Source organism: Paraburkholderia sp. BL9I2N2, from assembly GCF_004339745.1.
Lineage (GTDB): Bacteria > Pseudomonadota > Gammaproteobacteria > Burkholderiales > Burkholderiaceae > Paraburkholderia.
Genome location: NZ_SMGP01000001.1, coordinates 2,557,120 through 2,576,301, shown reverse-complemented (window position 1 = coordinate 2,576,301; position 19,182 = coordinate 2,557,120). Strand labels below are relative to the sequence as shown.

The following is a 19,182-nucleotide window of genomic DNA, read 5'->3' as shown; positions in this document are numbered from 1 at the left end:
TACCGGAATTACTACTGCCACGCTGTGCTAATGGCGTTAAATCAGACTGGCACAACGCGCGGTGGTTCCCCCAATTATTCAATATGCGCTACGGAGTTTCGCGAGTGAGCCCCGTGGGCTTTGCTCACGTTCGACTCCGCCTAACGCCGGTGCGTCGGATCCTGGCGAGGCGCCTCCGGTCGTGTGCGCACGTTGCTGGCGATATCACCGCGCAAGTCTCCGCGCGGCGCCGGCGGTGTGAAATCGCGGGCGCGCGAATCGCTTTGCTGCCAGGCTTCGATGGTAGCCGGACGATCCGGCCGCCAGTTCCAAGCCTGTTGGCGCTGCTGGGCAAGCGCCGGTGCGGCCATCGATGAAACGACAATGCCGCACAGAAGCAGTGACATTGGTTTCATGCTGAGCTCCCGTCAAGCCGATCGACTCAAGGCCTGTTTGCATACACATAAGGTATGCCCAGTCGCGAAAGCACGCTGTAAGTAATAGTAAATGGATGTTTCACCAGCAACTATCGCGCTGCTTCAGACGTCTGAAGCAGCGCGCAAGCAGGCTGGGTGTAACGGGAAGGGACGACTGTGTTGGGCGCGCCGAAGAGCGGTGCCCATGACAGGTACGGCGTGCGTCAAGACGCGTCGACCTGAGGATTGATACGCGCCGGGCGCCCGCAGGCGCCCGGAGGAAAAGCAAGGTGCGTCAGGCCATCTTGACCGGCGCGCGCCACGATTCCGGATTGGTCCAGAACGCGCCGCGCAGGCGGTCACGGCTCGGCGGTGCCGGCGGTTTCGCGGCGGTCGCGCCAATTCGGCCGCGCAGCGAAATTTCACGGCCGCTCGTGCCGAGTCGCTTAACTATTTCGGCGAGCGTACCATCGGCCTGCCACTCGTCGAAGCGACGGCGGCAAGTCGGCGGCGACGGATAGCGGCCCGGCAGTTTGGACCAGCCTTCGCCTGTCGATAGCACCCACAGCACGGCGTTGACAACCGCGCGCGCTTCCACGCGTGGCCGACCGCGCCGTTCGCTCCGTGCTGGCTCCGCACAGAACAACGCCTCGACCAGCGCCCACTCGTTGTCTCTCAAATCGTCGAACAGCATCATGTTTCACCTCAGCGAAGCTAACTCCGGTGCGCTGCCCCGCGCCGCGCACTCTCCATGCACTCGATAGGCGAGTGCCAAGGAGGGTCGGGCTTGCCACGGTCTGCTATGCAGTCAGAATCATGGCGCCGACCCTTGTCTGCAGATAAACGCAGGAAGTGTGCCAAGTTGAGTCCAACCGCCTGAAAGCCCTGTGACGGCGGGCCAGCGCGGGCGCTAGCTAGGGGCGTATAAGAATCCAAAAAACCCATCTCGCAAATCGGGACAATCACCAATCTTGTGCAATCAGGCCCGGCCAGCGTGCGTTTGCGCCTTATCGCTGCATTGCAGCGAGATTGCGAAAAGCGACTGTGGCGCTATCTTTAGCCTTACAATACGCATCAAATGATGCAATTGATGAGGTTGGTAAATGAATGTCACGCTCCGCCAGCTCAGGGTTTTCATCGAGGTGGCCCGTTTGCAGAGCTTCAGCCGGGCCGGCGATGAAATCGGCCTGACGCAGTCGGCGGTCAGCCGTTGCGTGCGCGAACTGGAGGGCGAGATCGGCCTGAAGCTGATCGATCGCACCACCCGCGAGGTGCAACTCACGGATGTCGGCGGCAACCTCGTGTCGAGCGTGTCGCGTCTGCTGACGGATCTGGACGACGCGCTTCGCGAGATTCGCGAAATCGGCGAACAGCGCCGCGGACGCGTGGTGGTGGCCGCCAGCCCGACGGTGGCGTGCCGGCTCATGCCGCGCGTGGTGGCCTCGTGCGGGCAGCAATTCCCCTACATCGCGCTGGGCCTGCGCGACGACGTGCAGAGCGACGTGGTGCGCAAGGTCAAGTCGGGCGAGGTCGATTTCGGCGTGATCATCGGTCCGTTTTCCGCTGACGACCTGCTCAGCGAATCGCTGATGACCGATACGTTCTGCGTCGTCTTGCGCGACGATCATCCATTGGCGGCGAAGGAACGCGTGGCGTGGGCGGACCTCGACGGCCAGCAGCTCGTGATGCTCGATTACGCGTCGGGCAGCCGGCCGATCATCGACGCCGCGATGCAGGAATATGGCGTGAGCGCCACGGTGGTGCAGGAGCTCGGGCATTCCGCGACCGTTTTTGGGCTGGTCGAAGCGGGCGTCGGCGTGAGCGTGCTGCCGTGGCTGGCGTTGCCGTTGCCGGCGGGCGCGTCGCTGGTGGCCAGGCCGCTCGTGCCGCGCGCGGAGCGCACGGTCGAACTGGTGCGGCGGCGCGACCGGTCGCTGTCGCCGGCGGCGGAGGCGGTGTGGGGACTGATTCGTCAATTGCCGGGACGGGCGGAGGATTTGAGCTAGTCGGCGGTGGTGGGGCGTGCGTGACGTTCCCCAGGGCGGCAAAGGCGCCGTCGCGCGGGGAGTGCGATATTCCCGTGGGCAGTAAAGGTGCGGTCGCGTGAAGCGCGCGACGCCGCACGATCGGAGAGGGTGCGATGGGACGAGTGTTGCCGTTCTCGAAGCACGGCGCTTGGCCCATCCGCGACCGCCTCGTCCCGCCACGCATCTTATCCGCCGACTTCGCCGTCCCAAAAAGAAGCACCAAGCTAAACTGTCGCCTCTGTTGAATTTCAACCCATGTCCTTCACCCGCCTGGAAGCCTCGATGAGCGAATCGGATCTGCCCGTGCCATCCATCCCGAACGCGCGCGACGCCGTGCGCGCACTGCGTCCTTCGCAGATCCGCGAAGTCGCCAACGCCGGTTTCGGCGTCGACGACGTGCTGCCGTTCTGGTTCGGCGAGTCCGACCGCGTCACGCCGGCCTTTATCCGCGACGCCGCCAGTGCCGCATTGGCGGCCGGTGCGACGTTCTACACGCACAACCTCGGCATCGCGCCGCTGCGCGCCGCACTCGCCGGCTATGTCAGCGACCTGCACGGCGCGACGTCGGCGGAGCATATCGCGGTGACGAGCGCGGGCGTCAACGCGCTGATGCTGGCGGCGCAACTCGTGGTGGGCGCGGGCGACCGCGTCGTCGCGGTGACGCCGCTCTGGCCGAATCTGGTCGAGATTCCGAAAATTCTCGGCGCGCACGTCGAAACCGTCGCACTGGGCTATGGCGAGCGCGGCTGGCAGCTCGAGCTGGAGCAGTTGCTGGCGGCGCTGACGCCCGGCACGAAAATGCTGCTGATCAACTCGCCGAACAATCCGACCGGCTGGGTAATGAGCCGCGACGAGCAGCGCGCCGTGCTGGCGCATTGCCGGCGCCACGGTATCTGGATCGTGGCGGACGAGGTCTACGAGCGCCTTTACTATGCGGACGCTTCTGCGGATGCGACTGGCGTGCCTTCGCGAACCGCGCCATCGTTCCTCGATCTGGCCACGCGCGACGAACGCGTGATCTGCGTCAATTCGTTTTCGAAGGCGTGGTTGATGACAGGCTGGCGGCTCGGCTGGATCGTCGCACCGGCCGCGTTGATGGACGATCTGGGCAAGCTCGTCGAGTACAACACCTCGTGCGCGCCGGCCTTCATTCAGCAAGCGGGCATCGCAGCCATCGAGCAGGGCGAGCGCTTTACGCAGGAACTGGTGCGCGACCTGAAGGCGTCGCGCGACCATCTGGTGCGTGCGCTCGGCACGGTGCCTGGCGTCGACGTCAAGACGCCGCCCGGCGCGATGTACCTGTTTTTCTCGATGCCGGGCGCCTCGCGCAGTCTGGAGCTTTGCAAGGCGATGGTGCGTGACGTCGGGCTCGGCGTGGCGCCGGGCAGCGCGTTCGGTCCGCAGGGCGAGGGCTTCGTGCGCTGGTGCTACGCCTGCGACACGGCGCGGCTGGACGCGGGCGTCGAGCGCCTGAAACGGTTCCTTGCGGAACACGCAACGGCGCAATAAGTGAGTGGCGGAAAAGGTGGCTGCGCAAAGCTATTGACCCAACCAGGCGAAGAACAACCGAAGAAAGCGGGTTTTTATCAAATTAAGGCCGCTTTTTCGCAAAAGCACGTCCGCCAAAGCATGGCTGGGCAATGCGCGGGGGATTTCGTCTTTACGCACTGATTGTTTTTGCGTAATATGGCGCTCAGTCACGCGGTTCCTTTCAGGAATATCGCTGCTCCGTCCGGCTGGGTTTGGCTCGATTGTCTGTTTCGCCTCCCCCCGGTGCGTGCTCCCATCAATATGACCGATCAGAATCGGGCGAGCGCGTCTTCAGTTCCACATCGTCTGTTTGATCCGGTTCTTTGACCACAGGGTCTGACCTAGCTGCATGAATACCCAAGAGGCGAAGATCGTCCTCGAGACTGCCTTGATCTGCGCGCAGGAGCCGTTAAAGCTCGGCGAGTTGCGCAAGCTCTTTGCCGACGGCGTGTCGGCAGACACCGTTCGGACTTTGCTCGAAGACCTCAAGCAGGACTGGTCTGGGCGCGGTGTGGAGTTGGTCGGGCTGGCGTCGGGGTGGCGGTTTCAAAGCAAGCCCGCGATGCGTTCGTATCTGGATCGTTTGCATCCTGAGAAACCGCCGAAATATTCGCGCGCGGTGCTCGAAACGCTCGCGATCATTGCATACCGGCAACCGGTGACGCGTGGCGATATTGAAGAGATTCGCGGCGTCACGGTGAATACGCAGGTTGTCAAGCAGCTCGAAGATCGAGGCTGGATCGAAGTGATCGGCCATCGTGATGTGCCGGGCCGTCCCGCGCTGTACGCGACCACGCGGCAGTTCCTCGACGACCTCGGGCTGACAGCGTTGGACGAATTGCCACCGCTCGCCGATCCGTCGGCGCAGTTGAACGCGGATCTGCTCGGCCAGCACGCGATCGAGTTCGCCGACGCCGATGCCGCACAGGCTTTGGCTTCGAAACAAGAGCTGGTGGATTCAGGCGTGGTAGTTGAAGCAGGCGCTGTTGCAAGCGAAGCTGTTGCGGATGAATTTGCGAGCGCAACTGTCGATGGCGAGTCGGAGAATATTCCGCAAGCCACGGGCGAAGCGCCGCAATCCGACTCCGCTGACGCACCCAGCCATGCCGTTGACAGCCGGCCTGAAGCAGTAGACGAGGCGTCAGGAACGGAAATCGCTGAAGAAGAGCATCAGACGCAGCACACCGAGCCGGTGGAATCGGCGCAGGCGGCTGACAGCGCAGCGGAAGTCGAGGCACAAACCGCATCGGCATTCTCCGGGACGCACTCGGACGCCGCTATTGCGCCGGCCGCGCAGGACCAGGCTGAAACGGCAAATGCAGCACACGTTGCACCGCAGACCGGCACCGCCGAGTCCGCACAGAATCACGATCCGGTCTCCCAGGCCGATCCGGCAATACCCGCGCACGACTCGGGCGTACTCCGCAATACGGAGCACGCCGCCGAGCCGAACCCGACCAAGGCGGCGCACGGCGATCCTCGGGATCGTCGCGATGCGGCGCAGGACGCAGGCATTCTGACCGACGACGAACCCGAGTCGCGCAGCGCCTGACGTAACCGAACTTTTTTTGCCACGCCCGCAACGGGCGTGCGCGACCTGACATTTTGAGGTTGTTTTGACACATACCCACGACACCGATTCGTCCGAATCCGAGCGCGCCGTGCCGTCGGCGCGCGCTGACGAAACGCGCACCACGCAAGCGTCGGCAGGCGAGGGCGAGCGCCCGGCGCAGACCACGGAAGCAGACGGTGAAGACCGTCCGCGCCGCGGCCTGCGTCGCGGCCCGCGCAGCCTGATCGCCCGGCGCCGCGCCGGCGCGAAGACGAAGGGCGCCGAAGGCGCGCCCGTGCAAGGAGCGCCGGTCGTCACCGAGGCGCCGCCGGACGGCGAGGTCGTCGCGCAAGTGCGTATGCCGCGCAAGGACGCGAGCGCCAAGGGTCAAGGGCCGCGCCGCAATGCGGGCGGCGCGAAGCGTGAAGGCGGGCAGCGCGAGGGCGCACCGCGTGACGGCGCACCTCGTGAAGGTCAGCGCGAGCGTCAGCCGCGCGAAGGCGGTCAGCGTCAGAACAACCGCCGCGGCGGCGAAGCGCCGGTGGCAGCGGCAGCCGCCGGTCAGGACGACCTGTTCTCGTACGTCACATCGCCAGCATTCGACGCGGACAACAGCGCCACCGGCGGCGTGCGCGCGCCGATGCTGCGCCGTGGCAAGCCGGCCGCGCCCAAGCGCGTGCTCGCAGCCGACGACGACGCGCCGAAGTTGCATAAAGTGCTGGCCGAAGCCGGCATGGGTTCGCGCCGCGACATGGAAGAGCTGATCGTCGCCGGCCGCGTGTCGGTGAACGGCGAGCCGGCTCACATCGGCCAACGCATCATGCCGACCGACCAGGTCCGCATCAACGGCAAGCCGGTCAAGCGCAAGCTGGCCAACAAGCCGCCGCGCGTGCTGCTGTATCACAAACCGACCGGCGAAATCGTCAGTCACGCCGATCCGGAAGGCCGTCCTTCGGTGTTCGACAATCTGCCGCCGATGAAGACCGCCAAGTGGCTCGCGGTCGGACGTCTCGACTTCAATACGGAAGGTCTGCTGATGCTGACCACGTCGGGCGATCTGGCGAACCGTTTCATGCACCCGCGTTATAGCGTCGAGCGTGAATATGCGGTGCGCGTGGTCGGCGAACTGGCGGAAGGCATGCGTCAGAAGCTGCTGCATGGCGTCGAGCTGGAAGACGGCCCGGCGAACTTCCTGCGTATCCGCGATGGCGGCGGCGAAGGCACTAATCACTGGTATCACGTCGCGCTCGCCGAAGGGCGTAACCGCGAAGTGCGCCGTATGTTCGAAGCGGCCGGCCTGATGGTCAGCCGTCTGATTCGTACCCGTCATGGCCCGATCTCGCTGCCGAAGGGGCTCAAGCGCGGTCGTTGGGAAGAACTCGAAGACAACCAGGTGCGCGCGCTGATGGCATCGGTCGGCCTGAAGGCGCCGACGGAAGAAAAGGGTGGCCGCAGGGAAGCGCCGGAGCGCAAGCAGCCAGATCCGATGCAGACGTCGATGGGCTTCATCGGCCGTGAACCCGTGCTGATGTCGCATGGCCGGTTCGACCAGCAGCAGCCGCGCGGCCAGGGCCGGCGTGGTGCGGCAGGCGGTGGCTTCGGTGGCGGCGCGGGCGCCGGTTTCGGCGGTGGCTACGGCAATCGCGGCGCCGGCCGTGGCGCCGGTGGTTTCAGTGGCCCGATGGGCGGCGCGGCGGGCGGCCCGCGTGGCGGCCGTGAAGTCGATGGCAATCGCGCACCGTCGGGCAATGGCAATCGTCCGGCCGGCGGCGGCAAACGCGCCGGTGGCAGCGGCGGTCCCAATCCGGGCAGCGGCGGCAACAACCGCGGGCCGGGTGGCAATCGCGGCGGCGCTGGCAACCGTGCGGGCGGCGGCAACGCCAACGCCGGCGGCGCCAATCGTGGCGGCGGCGCACCCCGCGGCCGTTCGCGCGGCCGTTAAGCAGCACGCCAGACATGCATGGCGGTCAGCCGTGGATCGTTCTTCAATGATCTTTCGCCGGCAGCCGCCAGAATCGATCGACGAGCGCCATCGGTTTGGCGTCACGCGGTTTCATGTGACGCATAAAACCGCGACGCAAATGGAAGTGGGGGCGGATTTCATTTGCCCCGCCTGTCCAACTCGGGTTCGAGGCGGCATGAGCCGCCTTGCAAAAGGCCCGAAGCGCCGTCATATCGTTGAAAGATTCCCGTGAAATCAACCCGAAAAGCGCGTTGGGCGGCGTTCTGCGGTTTGCGTTTGTCCCGAAAAATGGCTACAATCGCGAAGTCGCTGGGCGTGCGGCTTTTTATGTGCGGCTCAGGTGCGACCACCGGCAATAAGATGATGGGCGTTTAGCCCATTTTTTTTTTGCCGATCAGTTCTCAGTGGTTCGGCATCTCGGGTAGCACGAACGTGCGCCGGCTTGGCGCGCGGCCCGCATTGGTTGTTTGCAAAACAAGCGGCAGGCTCGCTGCGCGAACATCTAAGAGGGCACTGTGCAACTGACGGAACTGATTGAAACCACGGTCGTGGGACTCGGCTACGAGCTCGTCGATCTCGAGCGCACCGGGCGCGGCATGTTGTGTATCTATATCGACCAGCCGGCCGGCATCGCGATCGAAGACTGCGAGAAAGTCACGCGTCAGCTCCAGCACGTTTTGACGGTCGAAAACATCGATTACGAGCGGCTTGAAGTATCGTCGCCGGGGCTCGACCGCCCGCTGAAAAAATTGGCGGATTTCGAACGCTTCGCAGGCAGCGAAGTGGTAATCACATTGAAAAAGCCATTGGACGGACGGAAATCGTACCGGGGCATCCTGCATGCTCCGCAAGGCGAGACGATCGGTCTGGAATTTGAAGGGAAGGAAGGCGCCGCGATGCTCGATTTCACGCTCGCGGACATGGACAAAGCACGCCTCGTTCCGAAAGTTGACTTTAGGAGCCGCAAACAATGAGTCGCGAAGTGTTGATGCTGGTGGATGCGCTGGCACGCGAGAAGAATGTCGACAAAGACGTGGTATTTGCCGCGCTCGAAGCGGCTCTCGCTTCGGCCTCCAAGAAACTCTTCGAAGAAGATGCGGATATCCGCGTCCATATCGACCGTGAAAGCGGCGAGCACGAAACGTTTCGCCGCTGGAAAGTGGTGCCGGACGAAGCCGGTTTGCAGGAACCGGATCAGGAAATCCTGCTGTTCGAAGCACGCGAGCAGAAGCCCGAGATCCAACTCGACGAGTTCATCGAGGAACCGGTGCCGTCGATCGAATTCGGCCGTATCGGCGCGCAGGCCGCCAAGCAGGTGATCCTGCAGAAGGTGCGCGACGCTGAACGCGAACAGATCCTGAACGACTTCCTCGAGCGCGGCGAGCACATCATGACCGGCTCGGTGAAGCGTCTCGACAAGGGCAACTTCATCGTCGAAACCGGCCGTGTCGAAGCGCTGCTGCGCCGCGACCAGCTGATTCCGAAGGAAAACCTGCGCGTGGGCGACCGCGTGCGCGCCTACATCGCGAAGGTCGATCGCACCGCGCGCGGTCCGCAGATCGAACTGTCGCGTACGGCGCCCGAATTCCTGATGAAGCTGTTCGAGATGGAAGTGCCGGAAATCGAGCAAGGCCTGCTGGAAATCAAGGCGGCCGCGCGCGATCCAGGCGTGCGCGCCAAGATCGGCGTGGTCGCGTACGACAAGCGCATCGATCCGATCGGCACGTGCGTCGGCATTCGCGGTTCGCGCGTGCAGGCGGTGCGTAACGAGCTCGGTGGCGAAAACGTCGACATCGTGCTATGGTCGGAAGATCCCGCACAGTTTGTGATCGGCGCGCTCGCGCCGGCAGCCGTCCAGTCGATCGTCGTCGATGAAGAAAAACATTCGATGGACGTCGTCGTCGACGAAAACGAACTGGCGGTCGCGATCGGCCGCAGCGGCCAGAACGTGCGTCTCGCCAGCGAACTCACCGGCTGGCAGATCAACATCATGACGCCGGACGAATCTGCGCAAAAGCAGAATCAGGAACGCGGTGTACTGCGTGACCTGTTCATGGCGCGTCTCGATGTCGACGAAGAAGTCGCCGACATCCTGATCGACGAAGGCTTTACGAGCCTCGAAGAGATCGCTTATGTGCCGCTCAACGAAATGCTCGAGATCGAGGCATTCGACGAAGACACCGTTCACGAACTGCGTAATCGCTCGCGCGACGCGCTGTTGACGCTGGCGATCGCGAATGAAGAAAAGGTCGAAAACGTAGCGCTCGACCTGAAGAGCCTGGACGGCATGGACGCCGACCTGCTCGCCAAGCTGGCCGAACATCAGATCCAGACGCGCGACGAACTCGCCGAGCTGGCTGTGGATGAACTGGTCGAGATGACCGGAATGGAAGAGGATGCCGCTAAGGCGTTGATCATGAAAGCACGTGAACACTGGTTCCAGTGAGAAATGACCATGGCGCACTAAATTGAAGCGGCCGTCAGGCCGCATGACCCGATGCTAACCGCAAGGAATCGGTCCTTGCATTAAGAGGAATGAATGGCGAGTAACAACGTAGCCCAATTTGCCGCGGAACTGAAAATGCCTGCAGGCGTGCTGCTTGAGCAGCTGCAGGCGGCGGGCGTCACAAAAGCGAGCGAAGACGATAGCTTGTCCGAAACGGACAAGGCGCGTCTGCTCGACCACTTGCGCAAGTCTCACGGCTCGACTGATGCTGACAAGCGCAAGATCACGCTGACGAAACGGCATACGTCGGAAATCAAGCAATCCGATGCGACGGGCAAGGCTCGCACCATTCAGGTCGAGGTGCGTAAGAAGCGCACTTTCGTCCGCCGCGACGAAACCTCCGCTGAAAACGGGGATGCATCGAATCATGTGGCCGAGGCCGACGTCGACGATCTCGAACTCCAGCGTCGTGAAGAGGAAGCTCGTCACGAAGCCGAGCTGCTCGAAAAGCAGGCTCAGGAGTTGAAGGCGCGTCAGGAACAACTCGAGCGCGAAGAAGCTGAACGTCAGGCGCGCGAGCAGGCTGCTGAAGCCGAGCGTCGCCGCGCGGAAGAAGAAGCGGCGAAGAAGCGTGCAGCGGCTGCGGCCGAGGCGGCAGCTCGCGAGCAGGCGCAGACCGCCAAGCCGGCGCAAGCCGCGCAGCCGGCGGTCGCGAAGGCTGAGCCGGTGGCTGCCAAGGCAGCGGAGCCGGCGGTCGCCAAGCAAAGCGAGCAGGACGACGAGCGCGCCGCCGCAGAACGCGCCGCGCAACGCGAAGCCGCGAAGAAGGCAGAAGACGCGGCGCGTCAGGCTGCCGAGAAAGCGCGTGCCGAGCAGGAAGAAATCGCCAAGCGCCGTGCGGCGGCTGAAGCCGAAGCGCGCGCGATTCGCGAAATGATGAACACGCCGCGCAAAGCACAGGTCAAGGCGCCGGAACCGGCACCGAAGCCCGCTGAGCCGGCCAAGGCCGTGGAAGCCAAGGGCACGCTGCACAAGCCGGCGCGTCCGGCGGGTGAAGCACCGGCGCGTCCGGCAGCCAAGAAGCCGGCTGCTGCGGCTCCGGCTGCCACGACTACGCCTTCCGCCGGCGACAAGAAGAAGCCGGGCGGCGGCAAGGGCGGCTGGCAAGACGACGCAGCGAAGCGCCGCGGCATCAAGACGCGCGGTGACACGAGCGGCGGTGTCGATCGCGGCTGGCGCGGTGGCCCGAAGGGTCGCGGCAAGCATCAGGATCAGAACACCACGTTCCAGGCGCCGACCGAACCGATCGTGCGCGAAGTGCACGTGCCGGAAACCATCACGGTCGCCGATCTGGCACACAAGATGGCGGTGAAGGCGTCGGAAGTCATCAAGTCGATGATGAAGCTCGGCCAGATGGTCACGATCAACCAGATGCTGGACCAGGAAACGGCGATGATCATCGTCGAGGAACTGGGCCACCACGCGGTGGCGGCCAAGCTGGACGATCCGGAAGCGATGCTGGTCGAAGGCGAAGTGTCCGATGCGGAAGCACTGCCGCGTCCGCCGGTCGTCACGGTCATGGGTCACGTCGACCACGGCAAGACGTCGCTGCTCGACTACATCCGCCGCGCCAAGGTCGCAGCGGGCGAAGCGGGCGGGATTACGCAGCACATCGGCGCTTACCACGTCGAAACGCCGCGTGGCGTCATCACGTTCCTCGACACGCCGGGTCACGAAGCCTTTACGGCCATGCGTGCCCGCGGTGCGAAGGCAACCGACATCGTGATTCTGGTGGTCGCAGCCGACGACGGCGTGATGCCGCAAACGAAGGAAGCGATCGCCCACGCGAAGGCCGGCGGCGTGCCGCTCGTCGTTGCGATCAACAAGATCGACAAGCCGGATGCGAATCCGGAGCGCGTGAAGCAGGAACTCGTCGCGGAAGGCGTCGTGCCGGAAGAATACGGTGGCGATTCGCCGTTCGTGTCGGTGTCGGCTAAAACCGGCGCGGGCATCGACGACTTGCTGGAAAACGTGTTGCTGCAAGCCGAAGTGCTGGAACTGAAGGCACCGGTCGAAGCGCCGGCCAAGGGTCTCGTCATTGAAGCGAAGCTCGATAAGGGTAAGGGTCCGGTCGCAACGATCCTGGTCCAGTCGGGTACGCTGAACCGCGGCGACGTGGTGCTGGCAGGTAGCGCTTACGGTCGCGTGCGAGCCATGCTCGACGAAACCGGTAAGCCGACCAAGTCGGCAGGCCCGTCGATCCCGGTTGAGATTCAAGGTCTCTCGGAAGTGCCGCAAGCGGGCGAAGAAGTCATCGTCATGCCGGACGACCGCAAGGCGCGTGAAGTCGCATTGTTCCGTCAAGGCAAGTTCCGCGACGTCAAGCTGGCCAAGCAACAGGCCGCGAAGCTCGAGAACATGCTGGAACAGATGGGCGAAGGCGAAGTGGCGTACATGCCGCTCATCGTCAAGGCCGACGTGCAAGGTTCGCAGGAAGCGTTGGTGCAGTCGCTGCTCAAGCTGTCGACCGACGAAGTCCGCGTGCAGATCGTGCACGGCGCCGTGGGTGGCATCAGCGAGTCGGACGTCAACCTGGCTACGGCTTCGAAGGCGGTCATCATCGGCTTCAACACCCGTGCGGATGCCCAGGCGCGCAAGCTGGCGGAAACCAACGGCGTCGATATTCGCTACTACAACATCATCTATGACGCAGTGGATGACGTGAAGGCTGCGATGTCGGGCATGCTGGCACCGGAGAAGCGCGAAGTCGTGACGGGTACGGTCGAAGTGCGTCAGGTCTTCAAGGTACCGAAGATCGGCGCGGTGGCCGGCTGTATGGTCACGGACGGTTTCGTCAAGCGCTCGTCGTCGGTGCGCGTGCTGCGCAACAACGTCGTCATCTTCACGGGCGAGCTCGATTCGCTCAAGCGCTTCAAGGACGACGTCAAGGAAGTCCGTCAGGGCTTCGAGTGCGGTATGTCGATCAAGAACTTCAACGACATCGTCGAAGGCGATCAGTTCGAAGTCTTCGAGGTCACCGAAGTCGCGCGTTCGCTGTAATTCACGCGGCACGGCTCAAGGGGCGGAGCGGGCTTTAACGCCCGCTCCGCCCGTTGTTTTTGGGGCCACGCGTTTGTCCGTGTCCGTCGCGCACCGCGTCCGCGGTCGAGTTTCTCCTGTTCTGGGCCGCCTGAATGCCGCCTCGACAAAAAAGCCCGCAGCGCGGCGGCGCGAACCACTTTTCTGCATCCGTTAGAACGGATCACATAACACCATGCCTAAAAAACGTTCTTCTCCCAATCGCAATGTGCAGATCGCCGATCAGATCCAGCGTGATTTGTCCGAGCTGCTGCGCGAGGTCAAGGATCCGCGCATCGGCATCGTCACGATTCAAAGCGTTGAGCTGACGCCGGACTATGCACACGCCAAGGTTTATTTCACGACGCTCACCGGCGATCCGCAACAGACGCTCGAAGCGCTCACGCACGCGGCCGGCCATCTGCACAATCAGCTTTTCAAGCGCCTGCACATTCACACCGTGCCGACGCTGCATTTCCATTACGACAAGACGATCGAGCGTGCCGTCGAGATGTCGCGTCTGATCGACGAAGCCAACGCCAATCGCGCGAAAGAAGACTGAGCGCGCTGTTCGCCGCGCGCTCGCTGCCATGCCTGAGTTGCCACGCGCTCAGTGCTGTTTTCCGTATCCATCGAAGACTTTCGTCTTTCTGACATGACCGCACCTCAACGCCCCCGCGTGCCGCGTCGCGCGCTCGACGGCGTGCTGCTGCTCGACAAGCCGCTCGGCCTGTCGAGCAACGACGCGCTGATTCGCGCGAAGCGTCTCTATCTGGCGAAAAAGGCGGGCCACACCGGCACGCTCGATCCACTGGCAACCGGCTTGCTGCCACTCTGTTTCGGCGAAGCCACCAAGTTTTCGCAAGACCTGCTCGAAGCCGACAAGACGTACGAGGCCACCATGCGCCTCGGCATTCGCACGACCACCGGCGACGCCGAAGGCGAAGCGGTCGACACGCGCGAGGTGACGTGCGACGAGGCGGCGGTCCAGGCGGTTCTGCCGGCATTCCTCGGCGAGATCACGCAGGTTCCGCCGATGTATTCGGCGCTCAAGCGCGACGGCAAGCCGCTGTACGAATACGCGCGCGCCGGTCAGACGGTGGAGCGGGAAGGGCGTCAGGTGACGATCCTCAAGCTCGAGATGCTCGCCTGCGCGTTTCCGGACGTGACGTTTCGCGTGACGTGCAGCAAGGGCACGTATGTGCGCACGCTGGCCGAGGATATCGGCGAAGCGTTGGGTTGCGGCGCGCATCTGGTGGCGCTGCGGCGCACCGGCGTCGGCGCGCTGACGCTCGACAATTCGGTGACGCTCGACGCGTTGTCCGACGCGACTGAAGGCGAACGCGATGCGTGGCTGCAGCCGGTGGACGCATTGCTGTCGACGTTCCCGCTCGTGCAGTTGAACGAAGACGCGACGCGCCGTTTTCTTCATGGTCAGCGATTGAAGCTGTCCGAGTTGACGATCACGGACGAAGCCGTGAATGCGCCGCGCGTCCGGGTGTACGCACCGGAAGGGCGTCTGCTTGGCGTCGCGAAGCAAGGTGAGGGCGTGCTGGCGCCGGAACGGCTGGTAGTCACGACGGCGAGCTGAAAGCCGCACAGACGGCGGAGCGCGAGAAAGACGCTGCAAAGAAAAAGGCGGAACCGCTACCAAGCGGTCCCGCCTTTTTTCATATCGTCTGCCGGATCGGAGCAGCGCCGAAAACTCAGTGCGCCGCAGCCGCCGCCGCACCCGCATCACCGCCTGTGCGTTCCGGCTTGGTGATCCAGATCAGCGCGATCAGCGCGATAAAGATGCCGGCGGACACGAAGAACAGATCATTCACACCGAGTTGCGCGGCCTGCTGCGTCGCCATCGTGTTGAACAGACCATACGCCTGCGGCTGACTGAAGCCCGCCGCGCCCATCTGCCGGATCGACTGGTCGAACACCGGGTTGTATGCGTTAGCCTGCTCGGCCAGTTGCGCGTGGTGCATGATGGTGCGGTGATCCCACGCGGTCTGGAAGATCGACGTGCCGATGCCGCCGCACATAATCCGCACGAAATTCGACAGGCCCGACGCCGCCGGAATCCGGTTGCCCGGCAGCCCCGACAAGGTGATCGACACCAGCGGGATGAAGAACCCGGCCATACCGATCCCTTGAATCAAGGTGGGGACCAGCAGCGAGTAGGTATCGACGCCGGTCGTATAACGCGAGCGCATCCAGAAGCACAGCGCGAACACGAGAAACGACAGGGTCGCGATATAGCGCGGATCGGTGCGCGGTAAAACCTTGCCGGTGATCGGCGACAGCAGCACGGCGAACAGGCCGACCGGCGCCATCACGAGGCCGGCTTCGGTCGCGGTGTAGCCGATATCGGTTTGCAGCCACAGCGGCAGCAACACCAGATTGCCGAAGTAGAGTCCGTAACCGATCGACAGCGCGACCGTACCGCCCGTGAAATTACGCCTGCTGAACAGCGACAGGTCGACCACCGGATGCTCGGCCGTCAATTCCCACACGATAAAGAACGCGAGCGCGATCACCGCGACCAGCGCCAGCACGACGACGGTCGTCGACGAAAACCAGTCGAGATCCTTGCCCTTGTCGAGCATGACTTGCAGCGAGCCGACCCAGACGATCAGCAAACCGAGACCGACGCCGTCGATCGGTGCTTTTCTGATGACGGAATCGCGATTGCGGAAGATCATCCATGTCGCCACGGCGGCAATCGCGCCGACCGGAATGTTGACGTAGAAAATCCACGGCCACGAGATGTTGTCCGAGATCCAGCCGCCGAGAATCGGGCCGGCCACCGGCGCGATCAGCGTGGTCATCGCCCACATGGATAGCGCCATGGGCGCCTTGGCGCGGGGATAGCTCGCGAGCAGCAGCGTTTGCGACAGCGGAATCATCGGGCCGGCCACCGCGCCTTGCAACACGCGCGAAGCGAGCAGGAACGGCAGCGTCGGCGCGAGGCCGCACATCCACGACGAGATCACGAACAGAATGATCGACGCCATGAAAAGGCGTACCTGGCCGATGCGCTCGGTCAGCCAGCCGGTGAGCGGCACGGAGATCGCGTTGGCGACCGCGAACGAGGTGATCACCCACGTGCCCTGGTCGGACGACACGCCGAGGTCGCCCGAAATCGACGGAATCGACACGTTGGCGATCGACGTGTCGAGCACGTTCATGAAAACGGCGAGCGACACCGCGACGGTGCCGATCACCAGTTGCGCGCCCTCGAGCGGCGGATGAGGGACTTGCGCCTGAGCCTGAGCCATTAAAGAAGCCTTGTCTGAATCGTCGCGAGGCTTACATCAGCTTCGCTGCGACCGGCTTCGCGCCGCCGGCCTGGGCCGACTTTTGCGCGCCGCCGTTCGGACCTGCGTTTTCCGAAATGATGCGAGCGATTTCCGCGTCAGCCTGGTCGCCGTACTTCTCGAACACATTGGTCTGATAGACCGTGTTCGGCGCCTGGCCGAGCTGGCCGCCGTTGTCGTCCTTGATGCTGACGTCGGCTTGCATGGACAGGCCGATACGCAGCGGATGCTGTTCGAGTTCCTTCGGATCGAGCGCGATCCGCACCGGCAGACGCTGCACCACCTTGATCCAGTTGCCGGTCGCGTTCTGCGCGGGCAGCAGCGAGAACGCCGAACCCGTGCCCGCCGAGAAGCCCACCACCTTGCCGTGGTACACCACCGACGAGCCGTACACGTCGGCCGTCAGTTCGACCGGCTGGCCGATGCGCATGTGCTTGAGCTGCACTTCCTTGAAGTTCGCGTCGACCCACACGCCGCCGAGCGGCACGATCGCCATCAATGGGGTGCCCGGCGAGACGCGCTGGCCGACCTGCACCGAGCGCTTCGCGACGTAGCCGGTGACCGGCGCCGGCAGGTTGTTACGCGCGTTGTTCAGGTACGCGTCGCGGACCTTCGCGGCTGCGGCCTGCACGTTCGGGTGGTTCGCGATCGTGGTGTTGGCGGTCAACGCGCGGTTCGACGCCAGTTGCTGCTGGGCGGCGTCGACGGCGGCTTGCGCGCTCTTCACGGCGTCGCGGGCGTGCGAGATTTCTTCCTGCGACACGGCGCCGGTTTGCGCGACCGTCATACGGCGCTTCAGGTCGTCCTGGGCGCGCGACAGATCGGACTGGCGCTGCGCCACTTGCGCCTGGTATTGGTTGTCGTCGGCGAACAGGCCGCGCACCTGGCGCACCGTCTGCGCGAGATTCGCTTCGGCCTGTTCGAGCGCGACGCGGGCGTCGGCCGGATCGAGCACGACGAGCGGGTCGCCGGCCTTCACCGTTTGAGTGTCGTCCGCGTTCACGGCGACGACCGTGCCGGTGACTTGCGGCGTGATCTGCACGACGTTGCCGTTCACATACGCGTCGTCGGTGTCTTCATGGAAGCGCGCGACGAGAAAGTAGTAAAGGCCGTAAGCGATCGCGGCGATCAGGATCACGATGACGAGCAGCGTCATCATGCGCTTGCGTTTGCTGTTGTTCGCCGGTGGTTGCGCCGGTGGTTGTGCCGGTTGCGTCGGCTGCGGGGCCGACTGAGTCGGCTGTGTAGTAGCCGCGGGCTGTTGGGTGGTGCTCATTGATGTGCTCCGGGTTCTTTCAGACGTCGTCGTTTATTCGGATGTTCGTGCGTGTGTTCGATCTGCCTGTGGCTTGAGCGCTCAGTTCGCAGCGGCGGTCGCGGCGGTGGCCGATGCCGGAGCATCGGTCGGCACCACGAGGCCGGTTTGCGTCGCGTCGAAACCGCCGCCGAGCGCCTTGATGAGGCCGATCTGCATGTCGCGGCGGCGCATCTTCAGGCTGGTCACCGTCTGTTCGGCGGCGAGGCGGTTCTGGTCGGCGGTCAGCACCTGCAACTGCGGCGACAAGCCGGCCTTGTAGCGGATCACAGCCAGCTGATACGCCTTGGTCGATGCGTCGAGCGCGCGTTGTGCGTCGCCTTGCTGCTGGTCGATCGAACGGATCGACGACACTTGCGTCGCGACGTCCGAGAGAGCGCTGATCAGCGTCTGGTTGTAGTTCGCCACGTCAAGATCGAAGTCGGCGTAGCGGCCCTTCAGTTGCGAGCGCAGCGCGCCGGCGTCGAAGATCGGCAGGTGGATGGCCGGGCCGAACTGGATCTGGCGGCTGCCCGCGGTGAGGAAGCGGCCCCAGCCGAACGCGTCGAAACCGAAGCCGGCCGCGAGATTCACGTCCGGGAAGAATTCGGCCTTCGCTTCCTTCACGTCGTGCATCGCGGCTTCGACTTGCCAGCGCGCGGCGACGATATCCGCGCGGCGCGCGACGAGGTCCGCCGGCAGGTTGTTCGGCAGCGCCACGATGTCGCCCTTGTTCAGCGCGGGCTGGGCGATTTGCAGGCCGCGATCCGGACCCTTGCCGAGCAGCGCGCCCAGCTGGTAGCGCACGACGGTGATCTGGCCGTCGAGGTCGGTCAAATTGGACTGGCTGGTCGCGATGTTGCCGTTCGCGGTTTGCCGCTCGACATTGGTGTCGAGGCCGGCGGTCACGCGGCCGTTGGTAATGCGGCCGATATCCTGGCGATTGGCGATTTCGCGCGCGGCGATGTCGCGGAACGCGTACAGCTGGGCGAGCTGGTTATACGTGCTGGCCACCGACGCCGCGAGCGTCACGCGTGCCTGTTGCATGTCGGCCTCAGCGGCCTTTTCCTGCGATACGGCCTGGCCCAGACGCTGACGATTCTTGCCCCATAGGTCCAGATCCCAGGACGCGCTTGCAAGCACGTTGTTCTCGTTGTACCAGGTGCCGCCGAAGGGCGGCGGGTAGATCGAGTTTTCCGAGAATATTTCGCGGGTCCACGAATAGCTGCCGTTGACCTTCGGGTACAGCGCCGAGCGCGAACTCTCGATATACGACGAGGCCTTGGCGAGACGCGCCTGCGCCTGCGCGATCGACGGGCTGCCTTCCAGCGCTTCGGCGATCAGCTTGGGCAGTTGCGGGTCGCCGAACTGATTGGCCCAGTCGAGCGAGGGCCACTGGCCGCCCTGGCCGGCGAGGCTCTGGGCGGACTCGTACTGAGCGGGCGACGACATCTGCTTGTCGCTTTTCATACCGAAGTAGTTCGCGCACCCCGTGAGGGCGAGCGCCGTCACCGCGGCGGCGACAGCGGCCCGGCTCGAAAGTGCGGGCGCGGACAGGGAAAGGGATTTCATCGCTCGACTCTTTGAGT

The 19,182-nt window shown here is 64.1% G+C and carries 12 protein-coding genes and 2 pseudogenes; 9 read left to right on the top strand and 5 right to left on the bottom strand.

The features are described 5' to 3' along the window. Positions 1–140: 140 nt before the first annotated feature. The gene (locus tag B0G74_RS46555; protein WP_132374956.1) at positions 141–395 is read right to left on the bottom strand and encodes a hypothetical protein; all 255 of its coding nucleotides are present in this window, start codon (positions 393–395) and stop codon (positions 141–143) included. Between the two features lie 307 nt (positions 396–702). Next, positions 703–1,089 (bottom strand): annotated as a pseudogene (locus B0G74_RS11895) (transposase); the annotation flags it as partial. Positions 1,090–1,498: 409 nt separating this feature from the next. Between B0G74_RS11895 and B0G74_RS11890 the strand changes: the two are divergent. From B0G74_RS11890 to truB, 9 genes are all read left to right on the top strand, one after another. Beyond that, entirely contained in the window at positions 1,499–2,401 is a 903-nt protein-coding gene (locus tag B0G74_RS11890; protein ID WP_132374955.1) for a LysR family transcriptional regulator, read from the top strand. 303 nt (positions 2,402–2,704) lie between these two features. After that, positions 2,705–3,931, top strand: a complete 1,227-nt coding sequence (locus tag B0G74_RS11885) for a pyridoxal phosphate-dependent aminotransferase (RefSeq protein ID WP_132376923.1) — start codon at positions 2,705–2,707, stop codon at positions 3,929–3,931. A 370-nt stretch (positions 3,932–4,301) separates the two neighbouring features. Beyond that, entirely contained in the window at positions 4,302–5,504 is a 1,203-nt protein-coding gene (gene scpB / locus B0G74_RS11880) for an SMC-Scp complex subunit ScpB (protein ID WP_132374954.1), read from the top strand. A 64-nt stretch (positions 5,505–5,568) separates the two neighbouring features. Continuing rightward, positions 5,569–7,446 carry a 23S rRNA pseudouridine(2605) synthase RluB gene (rluB, locus tag B0G74_RS11875; RefSeq protein ID WP_132374953.1) on the top strand — a complete coding sequence of 626 codons (1,878 nt, stop codon included), beginning with the start codon at positions 5,569–5,571 and terminating at the stop codon, positions 7,444–7,446. A gap of 536 nt (positions 7,447–7,982) precedes the next feature. Then, entirely contained in the window at positions 7,983–8,441 is a 459-nt protein-coding gene (rimP, locus tag B0G74_RS11870; RefSeq protein WP_007182297.1) for a ribosome maturation factor RimP, read from the top strand. Continuing rightward, a complete protein-coding gene (gene nusA / locus B0G74_RS11865; RefSeq protein WP_091794906.1) occupies positions 8,438–9,913 on the top strand; it encodes a transcription termination factor NusA in 1,476 nt (491 codons plus the stop codon). The genes rimP and nusA overlap by 4 nt, the downstream gene beginning before the upstream one ends. Before the next feature lie 93 nt (positions 9,914–10,006). Next, on the top strand, positions 10,007–12,973 hold the full coding sequence (gene infB / locus B0G74_RS11860) for a translation initiation factor IF-2 (RefSeq protein WP_132374952.1): 2,967 nt from the start codon (positions 10,007–10,009) through the stop codon (positions 12,971–12,973). 214 nt (positions 12,974–13,187) lie between these two features. Further along, the gene (gene rbfA / locus B0G74_RS11855) at positions 13,188–13,553 is read left to right on the top strand and encodes a 30S ribosome-binding factor RbfA (protein ID WP_042324072.1); all 366 of its coding nucleotides are present in this window, start codon (positions 13,188–13,190) and stop codon (positions 13,551–13,553) included. Positions 13,554–13,646: 93 nt separating this feature from the next. Continuing rightward, complete coding sequence (gene truB / locus B0G74_RS11850) at positions 13,647–14,582, top strand: tRNA pseudouridine(55) synthase TruB (RefSeq protein WP_132374951.1); 936 nt, start codon at positions 13,647–13,649, stop codon at positions 14,580–14,582. Between the two features lie 115 nt (positions 14,583–14,697). Here truB and B0G74_RS11845 read toward each other — a convergent pair. The 3 genes and pseudogenes from B0G74_RS11845 to B0G74_RS11835 all read right to left on the bottom strand — a co-directional run. Then, positions 14,698–16,272: pseudogene (locus B0G74_RS11845) on the bottom strand (DHA2 family efflux MFS transporter permease subunit); the annotation flags it as partial. A gap of 19 nt (positions 16,273–16,291) precedes the next feature. Continuing rightward, entirely contained in the window at positions 16,292–17,575 is a 1,284-nt protein-coding gene (locus B0G74_RS11840) for an EmrA/EmrK family multidrug efflux transporter periplasmic adaptor subunit (protein WP_132374949.1), read from the bottom strand. A gap of 81 nt (positions 17,576–17,656) precedes the next feature. Next, the gene (locus tag B0G74_RS11835) at positions 17,657–19,165 is read right to left on the bottom strand and encodes an efflux transporter outer membrane subunit (protein WP_132374948.1); all 1,509 of its coding nucleotides are present in this window, start codon (positions 19,163–19,165) and stop codon (positions 17,657–17,659) included. Positions 19,166–19,182: the final 17 nt, after the last annotated feature.

Excerpts from the sequence above, each read along its gene's own strand:
- B0G74_RS11835 (WP_132374948.1), bottom strand. The coding sequence starts at position 19,165 with ATGAAATCCCTTTCCCTGTCCGCGCCCGCACTTTCGAGCCGGGCCGCT.
- truB (WP_132374951.1), top strand. The coding sequence starts at position 13,647 with ATGACCGCACCTCAACGCCCCCGCGTGCCGCGTCGCGCGCTCGACGGC.
- nusA (WP_091794906.1), top strand. The coding sequence starts at position 8,438 with ATGAGTCGCGAAGTGTTGATGCTGGTGGATGCGCTGGCACGCGAGAAG.
- B0G74_RS11840 (WP_132374949.1), bottom strand. The coding sequence starts at position 17,575 with ATGAGCACCACCCAACAGCCCGCGGCTACTACACAGCCGACTCAGTCG.
- B0G74_RS11885 (WP_132376923.1), top strand. The coding sequence starts at position 2,705 with ATGAGCGAATCGGATCTGCCCGTGCCATCCATCCCGAACGCGCGCGAC.
- B0G74_RS11890 (WP_132374955.1), top strand. The coding sequence starts at position 1,499 with ATGAATGTCACGCTCCGCCAGCTCAGGGTTTTCATCGAGGTGGCCCGT.
- rbfA (WP_042324072.1), top strand. The coding sequence starts at position 13,188 with ATGCCTAAAAAACGTTCTTCTCCCAATCGCAATGTGCAGATCGCCGAT.
- scpB (WP_132374954.1), top strand. The coding sequence starts at position 4,302 with ATGAATACCCAAGAGGCGAAGATCGTCCTCGAGACTGCCTTGATCTGC.
- B0G74_RS46555 (WP_132374956.1), bottom strand. The coding sequence starts at position 395 with ATGAAACCAATGTCACTGCTTCTGTGCGGCATTGTCGTTTCATCGATG.
- infB (WP_132374952.1), top strand. The coding sequence starts at position 10,007 with ATGGCGAGTAACAACGTAGCCCAATTTGCCGCGGAACTGAAAATGCCT.